We start from the raw sequence: 17,802 nt of genomic DNA, 5'->3' as shown, positions 1-17,802 counted from the left end.
GCAACCAGAGTCATGCAATTAATGGAGAGTTTCCGAGTGTGAAAGGGGGTACCGCCATGAGCAATATTAAAGTCGAGCGGTTAACTAATGGGGTAATGATTCGCGAAGGTGCGGGAGTGAAGTTGCACCGTTATATTGGTGTAGAACGAACCAATGACTTTGAGCCATTGTTGCTGCTTGATTATTTTGACAGCAATAATCCCATAGATTTTATGGCCGGTTTTCCACCTCATCCTCATCGTGGTTTTGAAACCATAACTTATTTATTGGATGGAAGCATTACTCACGAAGACAATAAAGGCCATAAAGGCGTTATTGGTGCGGGTGATGTGCAATGGATGACTGCAGGAAGAGGGATTGTGCATTCAGAAATGCCTTCTTCAAAAAGCGGCTGTTTGCATGGATTACAATTGTGGTTGAATTTACCTGCTGCAGAAAAAATGCGCGAACCTCGTTATCAAGAGTTGCAAAGCAAGCAACTTCCTGTTGAAAAAAACGATTCCGGTGTAGAGATTAAAGTCATTGCAGGAAGTACTGATAAGGGAACTACCTCGCCAATTAATGGCATTGCGACCGAGCCTTTATTTTTTGATATCAGTTTACCTTTAGGGGTGCACATGACTCAACATATTCCCGATAATTATCAGGCTGTGGTACTGGTTATTGTCGGAGCGGTTTTAATCGGAGAACAAGTAGTTTCTCAAGGTGTGCTGGCCAAATTAAGTTCCGGAAAAAAGTTGACCATGATTGGTGAAAAAGACAGTCAATGCCTGTTAATTGCCGCAGTAAAACTACATGAACCTATTGCCCGTCATGGTCCTTTTGTCATGAACACACAAATAGAAGTCATGCAAGCTTTAGATGATTTTCGCAGAGGGAAGTTTTAAGTAATATGTCATTTTTTAATTTCTTCTTTCATTAATTTCTCAGTTAATTCTCTAAAAAATATACTCAGTGTTTATTGGAGTGTATATAATATTTTCTTAGTTCTATTTGGTACTTGGCAGATGATTGCATGAACACAAAAATACTTTCTCACCAAATTAAAAGATTTAAAGAAAATGCCAGCTTAATAAAAAGATACTGGACAGGATTTTCTCCTCTTATTAATGCTCTTGAAGAAAAACTTCTGAGCTATCCAGAGCGTGAACTTACAGTAAATGACAGATATGAGCTTATTAGCACGATTTCAGATCTATACACTGAAAAAATGGATAAGAATGAAGAATACTTGATTGACACACTCTGTGGTGAGATATGTGGTGGACGTCCCTATAAGGAGTTAATGGCCGCTATTATAAAATTGCAAGAGTGTAACAAACTCAATGAAAAAAATTGGGAGCTTATTAGCCACTCTGGCAGTTGTAAAAAGCTCACTGAGCTATTAGTGGTATTAGATCCAAAATGGATAGAAGATGAAAAAGTACGTGATTCCCTGCGATCAAACACTTATTCAATTGACCCAAAACATGTAAAAAGATTACAAGATGAAGGCGTAATGTTTTCCACTGCTTTAAAGCTTTTAAAGGTAAGACAACATGTTCCTCAATTAATTGAACTGTTAGTGGCCCTAAAAAAACAAAATATCTGGGGAAAAGAAGTTATTTCATTAATTGCTCAGTGCATTGGGAATGATCCACAAATAACATACGCATTGTTTTCTGAGTTGCAGGAAAGTCTTTTTTTATTAGAAGCGAAAGATCTCCTTAATATGAAAAGCTATAACCTCTTAATGCAGAATTATTTTCAAACTCGTGTTGTTACCAATGCATTGGTAACGTTTCAAGACAATGATTTATTAGCTGTACTATCATCCAAATTAGTCTATAAAATTTTAAATAAGCGATTGACTAATATTCAAGAAATTATAAAGGGATTAAAGATACTTTATGAAAATAAAATATTAACTGATGAATCTGCCTCAGCAATCGTTTGGAGTGAGAATGGTAAAGACTGGCAGTATTCTTCTGATAAGATTGCCGAAGTTATAGTGGCAGGAAATTATTTTGGAAAATTAGAGCACACATTAAACTGGGTGCGCTCTCAGCTAAAGCCGGAGCGGAAAGCAGCTCCTTTAAAAGCATTACAAGATGCAAATATCAGAAATCCCAAATATTTAGATTTGATTTTATCAGACAAGACTGAATCTATAACTTTTCTTATTCCCTTATTAATTAAAATGGAGCAAGCGGGCTTTTCTGATGAAATTAACGTGGTTAAGGCTCATATTGATGCCATTTGGATGTTAATAAAAACGAGTCTACTCACTAAAGGAAACTATGAGGGGTATAAAACACTTCCCTGGAAGCAACAGATCCTGGTTGATGACCTGTATACCTATGGCTTATTAACTCAAGAGTTACTTATTGATGTTTTTAGGGGAAAATTTGAACGAGAGCGGCTAGATACGTTAATAAGCGCACCCAATCGAGAGTTTACTTCTTGTTCCAATGATCAAAAGATAAAAAATCCATCACTCAAGTTCACTGTAGAGTTGGATGAAAATGACACCTTTGCCATCTTAAATTTTCATGACTATATGGACAAAATAAAGTGCAATAAACACTCCTTAGTCGTTACACATTTAGATCAAATTCAAAGAAAGTTGCATCCTCATATCCTCTCTGAAAATTTTATTCATTCGTTCACGAATCCATATAACGATAATAAAGCGTTAATGAATAACTTGGTCTATGAATCTTTTGGTTCTGCTTTTGGTTCCATGGTGCACACTGCTTTTGCCAAGCATGAACCTATTGAACTAAGGCCTGATGATATTCATCTATTAATTATGCAAGGAGTAGCTCGTTTCCTTCAAAAATACCCTAATGATTTTAAAAAGTCGATGAAGCCAATTTCTAATGAGCGAGAAATTAATTTAACGTTCCTGAATGAGCAGATAGATTGGGACAATGTACCATTCGCTTTTGCAGAAAAACTTCGTCAGTGGATTAAAAATACCAAGTTAATCAGCCTTCTTTTGCAGAACTATAGCCAAACTACTGAAATAGATAAAAAAGTGAAGGCGGTAACGTTGATGGGAGCTTGTTCTGCCTATGTTACTTTTAGCATAGCTACACTTTGTTTTATACCACAATTTGTTTTGCAAGGTACCAAAGAGGATTGGTGTAAAATTGGGAGGCTTGGTGATAATTTAATTAGAGAATTAGTATTAAATGAGAAGCACAAGGGAGAAGGAGTTAATTTACTCTATCGTTGGCTACAGCGGTTAAGGCCTATCCTAAAAAATATGTATGCTGCGCGAATGGGAGAAACCAATAGCGAATTTTGGCAAAGTTTTTATAAATTTGAAAGTCATTCTGGAGGTAATACGATCACTGGGAATATTATATATTTCTATCCTTTTCTAATTAATCGTGCTTCAAGTAACAGCGACGTAGCCGATTTGCGTATTAATGAATACATTCTTGGAGAAGATATTACATTGGGCCGTCTACATAATGGGTCATTAATAGGTCCAAGAAGCGACTCGCTTCCCACCAATATTACTTCGATTGATTTTACACTTAACAACGGTTCCACTGCAGACGAAATGGGAATGAAAGCCGGGATAGTGGCTTTTAAGAAAAATCCAAACAACAGATTAAGTGCCCATGTGGACTATAGTATTTTTTATAAAAAGCCGCATGATAAGATTTCCTCAAATCGGAACAATGAGCCATTAAAAAAAGAGGGAGAAAATAATCTACAAGAGGATCGTACTTATCGTTGTTTATGAAACTTGTGCAAGTCTGTTTTCATTCCCACTGCAATAATAAAAAGATGTTTCATCTGTCTGATTTTGAGCAAATATTGAGTGACTAGGTTATTTTGTGTATACTAATTTTTTTCTTAATTTCTTTGTGGCTGATTTTTATGTTAAGAAAACTTGTAATATTTCCCTTATTTTTTCTTTCCCATCAAGCTTTTTCTACCGAAGTACTTAATTTATATCAAGCCCCATTAAGTAGTTTAAACTCCTTTGTGCTAACACAAAAGCACAAAAATAAGGCGCGTTCCATGGTCAGTGGAGTTGTGAATACATCCACATTACAAGAGGTCAACCAAACACAAAAAGACAGCAAAACGATCACTCGTTATCAGCAACTTTATCGCGGACTCACTGTAGTGGGGGCGCAGGTGACTCTTACCAACGAAGCCAATCATGCCGCGCAAGTGAATGGTCATTTACTTACAGACATTCATCTCAATACCAAGCCTGCGATCACTCAACAACAAGCATTAAATACTGCAAAAATATCCTGGCAAGGTTTTAATCCGCAAACACCGATGCATGAAGAGAAAGTCGAGTTACAAATTAGAGTCGAGGTGAATAATGAACCTCAATTGACATACCTGGTTTCATTTAAAAGTACAGAAGCAGATGGTAAGCCCGCGTGGCCTTTTTTTATTATTGATGCGCACACCGGAGTCATCCATAAGCAATGGAATAATGTAAAACAATTTGCTGATGGTGGGCCTGGTGGTAATGAAAAGGTACATGAGTATTGGTACGGTAAAGACGGCTTGCCAGCCTTGGAAGTAACCCAAAAAGGAACAACCTGCGTTATGGAAACTCCTGCAGTTAAATTGGTTAATTTAGGATTTGCATGGGACTGGGAGAATCTTTTAATCAATTCCTTTGAATATCCATGTAATAACAATCAAGGCGATTTTATCAATGGTGCTTTTTCGCCAATAAATGATGCGTATTTTTTCGGTCATGTCATTGTTGATATGTATCGCAATTGGTATGGTGTCAATGCCTTACAAACTCCTGACGGAGCCCCCTCACAATTAATCATGCGTGTGCATTTTGGCCAAGGTTATGATAATGCGTTTTGGGAAGGTGGCGCGATGTCTTTTGGGGATGGCTCAGCTTTTTATCCTTTGGTGTCTTTAGATATTGCTGGGCATGAAGTTACCCATGGTTTTACCGAACAACATGCAAACCTTGAATATCATGATCAGTCAGGGGCATTAAATGAATCATTATCCGATATGGCAGGACAAGTAGCTAGGGCCTATTTACTGGAAAAGTCCCCCGAACTGTATAATAAAATGTATTTAGAACCGAATACAGTGACTTGGGGAATTGGTGAAACAATCGTGCGTGACTCGTTTGGTAAGGCGTTACGATTTATGGATTATCCTTCTGCGGATGGTAATTCGGCTGATTGTTTTGATAAGACTCTAGCTCAAAGTCACGGTGCTTATTGTGCTATTAGTTATGAAGATGTGCTTCGCTTTGCTGAGCAATTACCAGGCCCACAATACCAACAAAATTTTATTGTCCATACTGCCAGCGGTATTTTTAACAAGGCATTTTATTTATTAGCCAAAGAAATTAGCATTAAAAAAACCTACCATCTAATGATCATGGCAAATAGCAAGTATTGGACTCCCACCACAGATTTCGAACAAGGCGCTTGTGGCGTGCTCTACAGTGCACGTGACTTAGCTGTGGATGTAAATAAAGTAAAAAAAGTGTTTGCCAGAGTTGGTATTGACACCCAGAATTGCTCCATAGCGTAGTCATCATTCAGAGGCGCTTGCGACGAGGACTCTCCGATATTCGGAGATCTCTCGCTAACGCTCGAGATGACGTGGTGGACTTAAGTTGACGCCATTACGTGAACGGTGACTAAATATTTGCACTATCGCGCACGTTTTGGAGCTCTAAGCAAGGAGTCTCCTTATAAGAGGCTAATGAGTGAATATTTAATTCGTCATTCATGTTAGATAATTTATCTAAAATCATAATGTGCTCATCTGCAACATGCTGCCAGTTTCGTTGTGCTAAGGTTGTATATAATTGTAGTTGCTGTTCAAGTAATGTTTGTCGATTAGCTAATCCCCATTCAATACGCGTTGCCAAATTACGCCAGTCATAAGGATCAAATAGCATAAGCTGTTGCAAATCCTTATCGATAATAATTTCTGTAGTAACCGAAATTTTTGCCATAATAACTGGTGTGCCTACCGATAAGGATTCCGTAAGGGTAAAAGGACAGCCACCTTCACTTAAACTGGGATTTACAGTAAGGTCTGCTAATTTATAGCAGGCAGCTAATTCATTACTCGTCAAATTCGTAAGTAATAAAACATCATGACTCAATTGGTGCTTTTTAATATAGTCTGGGATTTCTTTTAGTGTATTAAATGTACCTGTCAAAATCAGTTTATGATCAATATAACGTTTCCGTAATAGATAGTTATAAGCACGTAAAAGAGTTAATACATTTTTTGAAGGCCTAAATTGGCTCGCATAAAACAAAAATTTTACAGAGGTATTACTAAACTTACGTACATACTCGGATGAGGATTTTAGAAATATTCCCGCCAATAGTTTTTTACAATAAAGCAAAGACGCTTGCGCTTTTTCATAATCATCACCTCTTTCTATGGTTACCAAAGAAGCCAAATTAATCGATCCATGAGGAATCACATGAATGTTTTTTGCTGATTTATGGTAATGCGACATTAATGTACTTTTTTTAATATGCTCGCTATAAGTGACAAAATGTTTACCTCCATAGATAGTTTCCTCTACTTGCTTAAACTTTTTCAAAAACCCTCGCTCACCTGAAAATCCTACCGGAAACTCTGTTAAAACAACATCAGGAACGCAAATTAAACCAGGAGCTTTAATTTGGTTAAATGAAGGCCAAAATGCTGTTGGGGTATACCAAGCCTTAATTTATGGCATGCCATTAATCAACTTTAACATTAAGCTAATTTCTCTTTGGGCAATATGTTGATAGAGATCAAGAACTTCCGCATTTGTTTTAGGGCTAATTAACATTCTTTTAAACTTTGATGTAGCACGTCCTAGAGAGAACTTTTTGCTAAATTGCATTATGATGTGCGATCCTTTTTTCATAGTCATGAATAGCAGAAAGCTTAAAAGTACAAATGGCGATCCTAATAGAAATAAACTTACAAGGAGGATAAATTCCAGGATATTTCGGGAAACAAATAAGCGATATTGTAGATTTGTAATCGTAATGAGTGATAACTTAGATAATTGTTTTTTTAGACGAGTAAAAAAAGAGGTTTTTACAGGCCGTTGTTTATATTGTTGATAAAGTTCGTAACATTTTAAAGATAATGGGTATTTCGTTGGCGTAATGATATCAAAACTTTCCAGAGGAACCTTTTCACTGATACATAATTCAATTAACCCTACTTTGCTCCAGCATGGGCAAACAATAACAAACCGAACATCTTTACGTTGAGCTGCGCCTTTCAAAAAAGCAGTTAGGTGACGCCCTAATCCCTCATAACGTAAATCAACTGTGGGTGGATAAGCCAAATAAATTCCATAGTTTCTTATAAGCATTCTCTAACTACCTTCCAATACTCAATTGCTAGATTATTAAATGAAAGAGTCTCACTTAATTTGTTGTTAGCTAATAGCGAACGTTGTTGTCCATGATGTTCCTCCATCCATTTTAGCTGTGCTGCCATTTGCCTGGGATTATCTGAGTTCATCCAGGCTAAACCGATCTTAAATAGTGCATTAATTTCACGCATGGCTGGATAATCGCTAGAAAGAGAAGGAACACTAAATTGAGCTGCTTCAAGTACACTGAACGTTCCGTTATCTATTTGAGCAGCATGCCAAAGAAACGTTGCGTGTTTTAATTTTTGTTGATAGGTTGCATCAAAAAGTTCGCCAAGTATCTTTACCTTCTTTTTTAATGTAGAAGAATTTTGATAAATATCATAAACTTGACGAAGATGAGGACTTTCATTATCAAGTAACTTCTTGGTCTCACACCCTGTAATATAACACTCTAAATTGCCTCCCCAACGTTCATAATATTCCTGAAGGGCAAGAAAAGCATTCACATGATTTTTATGCAAACTCTTATTTGTTGTCCAAATGAAATAAGGATTTTCTATGCTAGTATCGAGATTGGATGTTAAGTTTTTAAATTTAGGAACTAGAAAAGGCACCTTAAATACCTTTTCAGGTTTAAGCCCTGCGTATTGTATCGCATCTTGTGCTGTAAAATCAGTAGTAACCATAATCCGTTGAGCGTGATGAGCAGCAGATAAAAAAGCCATATTAATATCTTGTGGAAGACATGGAATATAACGTTGAAGATAATCATAAATCATCAATACATAAGGTCGTAGAGGAAGTAATGGATGTTCTAATCGATCCGAAATAATAAGCCAAAGATCACAATCCAGGAGGTAGTTAATACCGTCATCAGGAACAATATAATTAGTTTCTGTAGCCTGCCATTCTCCATGGCCTGCATAGATCATTGCTCTACAAGCAGCCTCTTTATCTAACATTTTCCAGTGGAATACACGGCGAAAAGTAGTAGGAACGTCGCTGTAAGTATCATCGTTATACAGCCGCTCATTATCAGGATGGGCAATGATTATCTCAACGTCCTCATTATCTAATTTGCTTCCGACAAGTAAGGCTTTAATTAGCAGATTCATCCCTCTTAAAGTACCTCCGGAATAAGTAAGAGGAAGAATAACTGCAATACGCTTTTGTGGTTTTGAATGTTTGGCTAACGAATGACGATAAGTTGCTAATTCATCGAGAATCAGATTGAAGTTTCTTTTATAAGTTTCTTTACAGTTTTCAGGCTTCATTGCCTCTAAAAGAACTGCTTGAGTTAAGCGCAGATGTTCAATAAATAGTTTATCATGATTAAAAATTCGTTTAATTTTTGTCCGTGCTTCTTTAATTGACTTACAGCGTCCCGGCAAATTCCCTCCTCCTAATTTATCCAGCATGCCCCCTGCCATAAAAAGTAATGGCATGCCTGCCTGTATTGCTTCAAAAGGATGATAGTGAATATGATGAGATTCGGTTGACGAGTAAAACATCACACAATGAGTACGCATAATAGCCGCATACTGCTCTTGCTCAACAAAACTCACAACATTTGGATCAGTTACAGCAATAGACTGCGTGTCGACAATAGTGTAATCGAAACCATCAAAATTATGAATAAAGTGCTCGTATACCTGTTTATAGTAATCTGAGGTACCGGTGTGTGGACAAACAAAATACGTTTTTCTTGTCCAGTCCAATCAGTTCTAATCGTGGTATTATTCAGTCCAACAGGTAGATAGCAGTTTTTTGCCTGAAAAAATTGCCCTTCAATGTCTTTTAAATGCTCATATCCTGCGCCGAACCAAAAACGATGACTCGCTTTCATTAGCTTTGCCATACATTGCGAGCCTGCAAGCTCATAAAGTAATTGCGTATAATTAGTGCCACTACTTAAACCAAAAGCCCTCAATACAATGGAGCCTAGGAAAAAACGACTAGTTGCTTCAATTTGACGCAAGAAAAAACCAATAATCGCAACATCAAAATATTCATTGGCAATTCGCCAGGCTTCTTCACTTGGATTTTCATACCAGTTTTGGGCATTTAACAGTGCCAAATCTTTCTCAGGAATAGAAAGACTGGCATCTAAAGAATAATCCACATCCGTAGACAAATTAGATTTGTCGACGGGATATGATTTTGGGGCAAATACTTCGGTAATACCTAGTCCTGCCAATTGGTCTATTTCAAAGCATCGGAATGTTGAATCATTTAATAACCACATAACACGAACAGGTTTTTCTTTCATAACTTAATCTAATCCATTAATATGCTTGTAATGATAAATGGCTTTATCAATCAATCCATCAAAAACAACATTGCCGTGATGAAGTACAATGCCGCGTTTGCACAACGATTGTAAGGAAGAAAAATCATGCGATGCTAAAACAATAATTTGCGCTTGATTGATGAGTCCTTCGATACGCTGTTTTGCTTTTATCATGAAATTGGCATCTCCAGCACCTATTACCTCATCCAGAAGAAGAATGTCTCCTCCTACGACTGTAGAAATAGCAAACGCTAAACGCATTTGCATACCGGCTGAATAGGTTTTGATAGGATAATCAATAAATTCACCTAGCTCGGCAAACCCGATAATTTCTTCTTCTTTGGTACGAATAAATCGTGGCGTCAAACCAAGCAATAATCCACGATAGAGAATATTTTCTCGCCCTGTGGCATCGGGTTCAAAACCCAGGCTTAAGTCAAATAAGGAGCGAATTTGTCCGTGGGTAGTTAATTTGCCTGAAGAAATAGGATAAAGGCCTGCAATCGTTTTAAGAAACAATGACTTGCCAGCGCCATTATGGCCGATCAAACCGACACGTTCACCTTGCTGGATAGTGAGAGATATATTTTTCAAAGCATGAATGTCTGTTAGCCTCGGTTTATTGATAGAGGGACGAAGCCTTCTACTCAATAGAGATTTAAAGGAGCGTTCTTTATATGCCATTGAGGCATAAAGGAGATTAACCTCCTCTAAAATAATTTGGCTAGTTGTCATAGGTAGAACACCACCTTAGGCTCTACTTTACAACCTATTATTATTGCTAACAAAGTGAAAAATACCATAGTTCCCAGGCAAAATAGATAATTATGGATGGTGGGCCAATGGCCTTCCATGATCGGAGCACGAATAATCTGCAGCAAATGATAAATTGGATTATAATCAATCAATGCATCAAGACCACCTTATTACGAAACATCGCTGTTTCAAAATAAACAGGAGAAACAAACCAAGATGCCTGCAAAATTAAGCCCATAGCATGCGGGATATCACGAAATCGTGCGCCAAAATAAGCTAATAAAGTAGCCAAAGGCCAGGTAATCATAGCAATTAAGGGGAAAAAACTAAGGACAGCTAACCAAGAACAATTGATATGATATGGTGCTACATATCCTGCCCATACCCATAACACACAGGCAGCTAATGTGAATGTAATTAGATTACTTACAATTAATCTTAAAGTATAAATGGCCAAAGGATGTTTAATTTGTTTGATATAGGCATCGGCCTGGACAAAAGCCAAAGAACCTCCTGTTAAAGAGGAAGCAATAAATTCCCAGGTGAGTAAACCAGATAAAATATACGGTACATAAAGGACAATATCAGTATGGAACAATCGACTAAATACTAGCGCTAAAAGAAGTGTCATACCCAGAGGTTGCAGGATAGACCATAATATACCCATAGAAGAGCGCCGCCACTTGGCTCTAAGATCGGCAAGCGCTAAATGAATCAAAAAATAACGTGCTTTCCAGATTCCATTGAAATAAGAATTTAATTTAACTGCTGCTTTTTTCATAAATTATAACTTTCTAACTTCTCTAAAAAAGGTTCTTATTGCTGTGGTTATTTTCTCTACATCCGTAAAGCTTAATCCAGGAAAACTTGGAAGATTAATACCTCGTTCACTAATATCTATTGCCTGAGGAAAATAACCCTCTTTTTTACAATGTGGCAAGGTATGGGCCGGATAAAATACAGGTCTTGTTTCAATACCTACTTGTGCTAAATAGCTTCTCAGCAACTGCCGATAAGCCTTGTTATTTACTAAAATAGAGCACATCCAATAAGAATGGCGGGTATTTTCAATCTCGGCATGCATTTCTAACGGTAAATCACGTAGTCCCATTTCATACCATTGCGCAATTTGTCTTTTTTTTAGCTAAAATATCATCTGCTTGTTCCAATTGTGCCAAACCAATGGCTGCGCAAATATTCGTCATACGATAATTAAAACCTAGTACATCATGCCAGTACTCAGTGGTAGTGGATACACCCTGGCTTTTGAGATGACATGCTTTCGCCATGAGCTCTTTATCTTGAGTAACGACCATTTCCCCTTCACCGGTGGTAATTGTTTTGTTGCCAAAAAAACTAAAAGTCGCAATATCTCCAAAGGTACCTACGTGGCGTCCTTTATAATAAGTACCAAATGCTTCGGCGCAATCTTCAATGAGAAGCAACTGGTGTTTATCACAAATTACTTTCAAAGTATCCATTTCACAAGGTACGAATTGCCTCAAATTACCTGTTGCCGAAGACCCCTTTAAATAAGTATGTAAATTGCATCGTTGCCTCAATATTGCTGTTGCCGAAGGGAGAAGCAAGAATGGGAGCAATTTGTATGGATTTATATTTAAAAACAGAGCGTTTGCGTTATCGTCGAGGAAATCGAGCGGTGAAAAAGCGTATATTGGATGAATTTTGTGAAACCCATGTTTATCACCGAAAAGCAGCAGCTCGTTTGCTGAGACAAGCACCAATTTCTGATAGAAAACCGAAGAAACCAGGAAAAAAGAAAACATATGAACCTGCAGTATTATTGGAACCGCTTAAAACAATATGGCTGGCAACGGATCAAATGTGTGGTAAGCGCTTACAAAGGGCGCTTCCTTTATGGCTGCCCCATTATCAGAAGCATCATGAACCTTTGTTGGAAGACATATCAACTCAACTTCTATCAATGAGTGCTGCCACGATTGATCGTTTACTAAAACCCATTAAAGTACGTTATGGGAAGGGTTTAAGTGGAACGAAACCTGGAAGCCTTTTAAGGAAACATATTCCGATTAGCACCAATCAGTGGGACTCCAAACAAGTTGGTTTTATGGAAGCAGATACTGTCGCGCACTGTGGTACTTCGTTGATGGGTGATTTTGTCTGGTCGATAACGCTCACTGATATTTTTAGTGGCTGGACAGAGATGCGTGCTGCATGGAACAAAGGAGCGGCTGGGATCATGGAGGGGATTGAAGATATAGAAACCCATTTACCGTTTGAAATAAAAGGTTTTGATTGTGATAACGGATCAGAGTTTCTCAATTGGCATCTTGTTCGTTATTTTACTGATCACCCTGAAAAACAGCGTTCTATTCAATTTACACGCTCAAGACCTTATCATAGTAACGATAATGCCCATGTTGAGCAAAAAAACTGGACTCATGTGCGACAAGTCTTTGGGTATCATCGCTTTGATAATCCCAAGTTAGTAAAATTCATGAATGATTTATATGCTAATGAACTATCATTGCTTTTTAATTTTTTCTACCCCTGTATTAAACTGGTTGATAAAGTACGCATTGAATCAAGGATTAAGAAAAAGTATGACAAAGCACACACTCCTTATCAACGATTAATGGCATCAAATGGCCTTACTTTAGAGCAGAAAAAAACGCTTAAGGATAAATTTATTACACTTGGCCCATTTTATTTACAAAAAACATTCAAAAGAAGCTAAAATTACTATTTAAGCAAGTGAATGTTCAAAATACAAAACAGAGAAAGGCCATTTAATGAAGCAATCGAGCACTGATGGAAATAAAGCCTATGGATATGATGGACGAGTCCTTCGGACCAGCCTGTGCCCTTCGGGACTTGTGGACAAAGCTATGGATAACGAAAAAATGTTATCCACAGCTATTGACCACACTCACAGGCTTCTCGCCCACATACCCACCAGGCTCAATAACAATTATTTTTTAACTGCAATAAAATCTCTCAAAAGCAACACCCTTTTTGAGGCAACGACTCAGTACTTTTTTTGTTCTTCGGCAACACCCTTCATTGAGGCATCAGGGCTGTCCCATTAAAAAAACATTGACATTTTGTTAAAAAAGAGATTTTCTGCATCATTTTTCACAATGAGGTAGGAAGTATGGACAACCGTGAGGAACTCATTAAGTATACTTTAGTAATAGGTGGAATGTATATACATAATTCATAAAGACTTATTTTTAATCTAGATGTTGTTTGCTGATCAAAATAATTAGTATATAATTGCCCTGCCGCTCTAATGCGTTGCAATTATTAGCTAATTTTTCATTGAGGTTGAGATCGAATGATTATAGATTTCGTTATTCTTGGTATACTCATATTGAGCTTACTTTCTGTTGCCGTAATGGTAATTAAGCTTAGGCACCAACCTTCAGAAAAACTTTCTATCTCCGAATATATTAAGCTCTCAATCAGTGGTGTGGTTGCGTTTATTGCAGATACCATAGGAGTTGGAAGTTTTGCCGTTAACGTAACTTTGGCGAAGTTAATGAATACTTTTCGCGATGATGAAATGCCTGCTGTAAATAATGGTGCTCAGGTTGTTCCTGGAACGATTGAATCTTTATTCTTTATGCGCTTAATTGATGTTGACCTTACAACGCTTCTCACCTTAGTTACGGGAACTTGTGTGGGTGGTTTGCTTGGTGGTTTTGTGGTGAGTCGACTTAGTAAGCAAGCCATCCGTTTAGCCATGCTTTGGGCATTTGCTTTAATTATTGTTTTATTGATTGCACATCAATTTAGCCTTTTACCCATTGGTGGAGAATTGACTTCTTTATCTTCTTGGAAGTTAGTGATCGGTTTTTTTGCTTTAGTAGTTTGTGGGGCATTGACTTCTGTTGGTGTAGGGCTGTTTGTTATGGTGCAAGGTGTATTGTTTTTAATGAACATTTCTCCTGCTGTTGCTTTCCCAATTATGACTACTGCTGGAGCTATGCAACAACCTTTGACTACTTTGGTATTTCTACAACAGAATAAAATTCCATTAAAGAAAACTTTGATTCTCAGTCTTGCCGGTTGTGTTGGGGTTTTAATCACGATTCCTTTATTTAAATACTTAACTGTTGCTTGGTTGCATTTATTACTCTTATGCATCTTGGTATATAATTTTATTGCAGTCGCGAGAACTTATCTACGTTTTCGCCCCGAAAAGAATTATAACCAATCCCAGATTTCTGATTCGCTGGTAGCGGCTGAATAGGCTTCTATAGTATAATCAGCCTCATTTTTATCATTTAAAGTAGTAGTATGGACGAGCCAGTCAGTAAATCCCAAAAAAAAAGAGACGCTGATTATTTGCAAAAAATAGGTGTAAAATTTATCGATCTTAGTTTGGCAAAGCTGGATTTATTGCCTCTTCCTGAGAACCTGTATAAAGCTATTATTGATGCAAAATCAATTAAAAGTCATGGTGCTCAAAGAAGACAGGCACAGTTGATTGGTAAATTAATGCGTGCCGCAGAATTCGAAGAGATTATTGTGGCTTATGAGCGTATTATTGCCGAGGAAAGTGCGGTCACGGCGTCGTTTCATGAAGTTGAAGTTTGGCGAGAGCGTTTAATTAATGAAGGTAAACCAGCCCTTACGGAATTTATTGCAACTTACCAACCAGAAGAAGTACAACAATTAAGGCAACTCATTAAAAAAGCAGTTGATGAGCAACAGAAAGGAAAAAATGCTGGTGCTGCTAAAGCACTTTTTCGTTATTTAAGGACATATATTCTATGAATTATTCCCTGTTTATCAGTTGTCCACGCGGGCTTGAGTATTTGCTGGAAGAGGAAGTCAAGGTCTTAGGACTTAAAGTAACCCGTGTGAGTCCGCAAGGAGTGTTTGGTGAAGGCAGTTTGCAGACGATTTATCAATTATGCCTTTGGTCACGTATTGCTAACCGTGTACAGCTAATACTATTTAGTGGTTATGTCCGCAACGAGCAAGCCGTGCATCATTTATGTACCGAGTTTCACTGGCAAACAGTTTTTTCGCATGATAAAACTTTAGCCATCGAATTTCATGGTTCTTCAGAACATATTCGTAATACTATGTATGGAGCACAATTGGTTAAAGACGCAATTGTGGATCATTTTCGTCGTTTAAATGGTACACGCCCCTCCATTGATAAAGAAAAACCACAAATTCTTATCCACGCTTATTTAAAAAATGATGAATTGACAGTAAGTTTTGATCTAACAGGTTATAGCCTACATCAACGCGGCTATCGTACTCAGACAGGAAATGCACCGATTAAAGAGAATGTCGCAGCTGCATTATTACTCCGAGCGAAATGGCCTGATTTAGCAACACAAGGATATATGCTCCATGATCCTTTTTGTGGCTCCGGTACTTTAGTGATCGAGGCAGCAATGATGGCTTCTCATGTGGCGCCTGGTTTAATACGTCAAGATCAATCCCTACGGTATTGGGTGCAGCATCAAGAAACTTTATGGAAAAAACTACGCGAAGACGCTTTAGCACAAGTAAAGCCTCTACCTATTACTTTATTAGGAACTGACAAGGATAATAAGGCGATTGCCTTATCTAAGGCGAATGCTGAGCGGGCTGGAGTGGCGCCTTTAGTGGTATTTAAAAATCTGCCTTTGAAAGAGTCTTACACTGCAGTTGATATGGGCCTAAAAGGCATTGTTGTTTGTAATCCTCCTTATGGCGAGCGTTTAGGGGATACCACTCAATTGGTGCCAGAGTACCAACAATTAGGAAAGAATTTATATGAGCACTATAAAGGCTGGAAAGCAGCCGTCATTACTTCCAATTCAGTCTTGGCTAAGGCCATAGGTTTGCGTTCGAATAAGCAATACACCTTATATAATGGAGCCATAGAGTGTAAGCTGTATTGTTTTGAGCTCAGCGCCAATAATGAATTAAAAGGAACGGCTAGTGGTCCTTTATCCGATAATGCGCAAATGTTATTAAATCGTTTGCAAAAAAATTATCGTCATTTACATAAATGGGCGCAGAAAAATCATATTTCTTGCTACCGTGTTTATGATGCAGATTTGCCTGAATATGCGTACGCTATTGATATTTATAATGATCAAGCCGTTTTACAAGAGTATGCTCCCCCGGCTAGTGTGCCTGTACATAAAGCAGAAAAGCATAGTTTGGAAGTCTTGCAGGTGGTGCCACGTGCTTTAGGAATTACTGCCGATAAATTAGTAATAAAACAGCGTAAGCAACAAAAGGGGAGCAATCAGTATCAAAAAATGGCGCAAACGCGTAACGCGATGATTGTCACTGAAGGCGCTGCGAAATTAAGAGTAAATCTTTATGATTATCTGGATACCGGATTATTTTTAGATCACCGCCCTATACGTTTAAGTTTTGCTAAATTAACACCTGGTACACGCTTTTTAAATTGTTTTTGTTATACCGGCTCTGCAAGCGTGCATGCGGCTTTAGCTGGCGCTTTAACTACGAATGTCGATTTATCAAATACTTATTTGCAATGGGCAGAAGATAATTTCCGCCTTAACCATTTAGATTTATCCAAACATCAATTTGTGCACTATGATTGCCGTGAATGGTTACGTGTAACCCGCGATCGTTTTGATGTCATCTTTTTAGATCCTCCGAGTTTTTCTAATTCCAAACGTATGACGGATACTATGGATATTCAACGCGATCATGCTTCTTTAATTAATTCGGCAATGCGTTTATTAAATCCGGGTGGCATTCTTTATTTTTCGACTAATTTTCGCCAATTTAAGTTAAATGCTGAACTTAGAGAAAAGTATTCTGTACAAGATATTAGTGCACAAACGATTGACCAGGATTTTAAACGAAATCAGAAAATCCATTATTGTTTTCAAATCACGCAGGCCTGGGATCACAGTCATTAACGTAAGTAGTACTTCATTGCCCCAAAGGACCCAAACCAAGAAATGACTTTCAATTAAGAATTAAGGTGACCATCAGGGTCACACCAAATAGCACAAGCCCCAAAAAAACATCCTATTTTAAATTGCATACGTTTTTCTTCATTTTTCATTTTGATTGTGAATCCAACTTAAAAGTGCTTTGGTGACTTCCTATATGTGAGAGTCCATACACACAGAAAGCGAAACAAAATAATCCAAGGCAGAATCCTGAAATTATCCCTAAAAATAGCCATAGCTTGTTGCATTTCTTTAAGGTCGTTCCCTCAATTTATAGGCTTGATGAGGCTATAAACCTCATCAGCATTTATTATTTATTGTCTATTTTCTTTTGCGAACAATCTGTGGTTATTCCACACGACTCCTTATACGGGCTTCAAGCCGTGCTATTTGCTCAGTCTGTGCTGCAATAATCTTAAGTAAAGACTCAATGGTAAGCGACGATGGCGGCTTCATCCATGTATTTGATCATATTTGTA

Annotated in this window: 15 protein-coding genes; 7 read left to right on the top strand and 8 right to left on the bottom strand. The window is 37.7% G+C overall.

Annotated elements, in window-relative coordinates; translation table 11 throughout:
- The first annotated feature begins 56 nt into the window (after positions 1-56).
- From QM652_RS01515 to QM652_RS01505, 3 genes are all read left to right on the top strand, one after another.
- A complete protein-coding gene (locus QM652_RS01515; protein WP_415072387.1) occupies positions 57-887 on the top strand; it encodes a pirin family protein in 831 nt (276 codons plus the stop codon).
- Positions 888-1,015: 128 nt separating this feature from the next.
- Positions 1,016-3,739, top strand: coding sequence for a DUF4419 domain-containing protein (locus tag QM652_RS01510; protein ID WP_415072386.1), 2,724 nt, complete (start codon positions 1,016-1,018; stop codon positions 3,737-3,739).
- A 137-nt stretch (positions 3,740-3,876) separates the two neighbouring features.
- Positions 3,877-5,535, top strand: a complete 1,659-nt coding sequence (locus QM652_RS01505; protein ID WP_415072385.1) for a M4 family metallopeptidase — start codon at positions 3,877-3,879, stop codon at positions 5,533-5,535.
- A gap of 109 nt (positions 5,536-5,644) precedes the next feature.
- Here the strand turns inward: QM652_RS01505 and QM652_RS01500 are convergent, their stop codons facing one another.
- The 8 genes from QM652_RS01500 to QM652_RS01465 form a co-directional block, all read right to left on the bottom strand.
- Positions 5,645-6,571, bottom strand: coding sequence for a glycosyltransferase (locus tag QM652_RS01500; RefSeq protein ID WP_415072384.1), 927 nt, complete (start codon positions 6,569-6,571; stop codon positions 5,645-5,647).
- Positions 6,572-6,700: 129 nt separating this feature from the next.
- Positions 6,701-7,342: a hypothetical protein gene (locus QM652_RS01495; RefSeq protein WP_415072383.1), complete on the bottom strand. Its 642-nt coding sequence runs from the start codon at positions 7,340-7,342 to the stop codon at positions 6,701-6,703.
- On the bottom strand, positions 7,333-8,913 hold the full coding sequence (locus QM652_RS01490) for a glycosyltransferase (RefSeq protein WP_415072382.1): 1,581 nt from the start codon (positions 8,911-8,913) through the stop codon (positions 7,333-7,335). The genes QM652_RS01495 and QM652_RS01490 overlap by 10 nt, the downstream gene beginning before the upstream one ends.
- A 14-nt stretch (positions 8,914-8,927) precedes the next feature.
- The gene (locus tag QM652_RS01485; RefSeq protein WP_415072381.1) at positions 8,928-9,617 is read right to left on the bottom strand and encodes a hypothetical protein; all 690 of its coding nucleotides are present in this window, start codon (positions 9,615-9,617) and stop codon (positions 8,928-8,930) included.
- A gap of 3 nt (positions 9,618-9,620) precedes the next feature.
- Positions 9,621-10,373, bottom strand: a complete 753-nt coding sequence (locus tag QM652_RS01480) for an ABC transporter ATP-binding protein (protein ID WP_415072380.1) — start codon at positions 10,371-10,373, stop codon at positions 9,621-9,623.
- Positions 10,374-10,542: 169 nt separating this feature from the next.
- Positions 10,543-11,175, bottom strand: a complete 633-nt coding sequence (locus QM652_RS01475; RefSeq protein WP_415072379.1) for an ABC transporter permease — start codon at positions 11,173-11,175, stop codon at positions 10,543-10,545.
- Between the two features lie 3 nt (positions 11,176-11,178).
- Positions 11,179-11,505 carry a DegT/DnrJ/EryC1/StrS family aminotransferase gene (locus QM652_RS01470; protein ID WP_415072378.1) on the bottom strand — a complete coding sequence of 109 codons (327 nt, stop codon included), beginning with the start codon at positions 11,503-11,505 and terminating at the stop codon, positions 11,179-11,181.
- A 1-nt stretch (position 11,506) separates the two neighbouring features.
- Positions 11,507-11,875 carry a DegT/DnrJ/EryC1/StrS family aminotransferase gene (locus QM652_RS01465; protein ID WP_415072377.1) on the bottom strand — a complete coding sequence of 123 codons (369 nt, stop codon included), beginning with the start codon at positions 11,873-11,875 and terminating at the stop codon, positions 11,507-11,509.
- A gap of 125 nt (positions 11,876-12,000) precedes the next feature.
- Here QM652_RS01465 and QM652_RS01460 point away from each other — a divergent pair, with 125 nt between their 5' ends.
- From QM652_RS01460 to rlmKL, 4 genes are all read left to right on the top strand, one after another.
- Positions 12,001-13,113 (top strand): integrase, encoded by a 1,113-nt coding sequence (locus QM652_RS01460; RefSeq protein ID WP_415072376.1) that lies wholly within the window; start codon positions 12,001-12,003, stop codon positions 13,111-13,113.
- Between the two features lie 600 nt (positions 13,114-13,713).
- Positions 13,714-14,631, top strand: coding sequence for a sulfite exporter TauE/SafE family protein (locus QM652_RS01455; RefSeq protein WP_415072375.1), 918 nt, complete (start codon positions 13,714-13,716; stop codon positions 14,629-14,631).
- Between the two features lie 47 nt (positions 14,632-14,678).
- The gene (gene yjgA, locus QM652_RS01450) at positions 14,679-15,158 is read left to right on the top strand and encodes a ribosome biogenesis factor YjgA (RefSeq protein ID WP_415072374.1); all 480 of its coding nucleotides are present in this window, start codon (positions 14,679-14,681) and stop codon (positions 15,156-15,158) included.
- Positions 15,155-17,287 carry a bifunctional 23S rRNA (guanine(2069)-N(7))-methyltransferase RlmK/23S rRNA (guanine(2445)-N(2))-methyltransferase RlmL gene (rlmKL, locus tag QM652_RS01445; RefSeq protein ID WP_415072373.1) on the top strand — a complete coding sequence of 711 codons (2,133 nt, stop codon included), beginning with the start codon at positions 15,155-15,157 and terminating at the stop codon, positions 17,285-17,287. Before yjgA ends, rlmKL begins: the two co-directional genes overlap by 4 nt.
- The last annotated feature ends 515 nt before the right edge of the window (positions 17,288-17,802 follow it).

The sequence above is a fragment of the Legionella sp. genome (assembly GCF_047605385.1).
Taxonomy (GTDB): Bacteria; Pseudomonadota; Gammaproteobacteria; order Legionellales; family Legionellaceae; genus Legionella.
This window is presented reverse-complemented; position numbering and strand designations above follow the sequence as displayed.

Coding starts and splice junctions, on each gene's coding strand:
- QM652_RS01515 (WP_415072387.1), top strand. CDS start 57: ATGAGCAATATTAAAGTCGAGCGGTTAACTAATGGGGTAATGATTCGC.
- QM652_RS01475 (WP_415072379.1), bottom strand. CDS start 11,175: ATGAAAAAAGCAGCAGTTAAATTAAATTCTTATTTCAATGGAATCTGG.
- QM652_RS01460 (WP_415072376.1), top strand. CDS start 12,001: ATGGATTTATATTTAAAAACAGAGCGTTTGCGTTATCGTCGAGGAAAT.
- QM652_RS01495 (WP_415072383.1), bottom strand. CDS start 7,342: ATGCTTATAAGAAACTATGGAATTTATTTGGCTTATCCACCCACAGTT.
- QM652_RS01455 (WP_415072375.1), top strand. CDS start 13,714: ATGATTATAGATTTCGTTATTCTTGGTATACTCATATTGAGCTTACTT.
- QM652_RS01480 (WP_415072380.1), bottom strand. CDS start 10,373: ATGACAACTAGCCAAATTATTTTAGAGGAGGTTAATCTCCTTTATGCC.
- QM652_RS01485 (WP_415072381.1), bottom strand. CDS start 9,617: ATGAAAGAAAAACCTGTTCGTGTTATGTGGTTATTAAATGATTCAACA.
- rlmKL (WP_415072373.1), top strand. CDS start 15,155: ATGAATTATTCCCTGTTTATCAGTTGTCCACGCGGGCTTGAGTATTTG.
- yjgA (WP_415072374.1), top strand. CDS start 14,679: ATGGACGAGCCAGTCAGTAAATCCCAAAAAAAAAGAGACGCTGATTAT.
- QM652_RS01465 (WP_415072377.1), bottom strand. CDS start 11,875: ATGGATACTTTGAAAGTAATTTGTGATAAACACCAGTTGCTTCTCATT.
- QM652_RS01505 (WP_415072385.1), top strand. CDS start 3,877: ATGTTAAGAAAACTTGTAATATTTCCCTTATTTTTTCTTTCCCATCAA.
- QM652_RS01510 (WP_415072386.1), top strand. CDS start 1,016: ATGAACACAAAAATACTTTCTCACCAAATTAAAAGATTTAAAGAAAAT.
- QM652_RS01470 (WP_415072378.1), bottom strand. CDS start 11,505: ATGGGACTACGTGATTTACCGTTAGAAATGCATGCCGAGATTGAAAAT.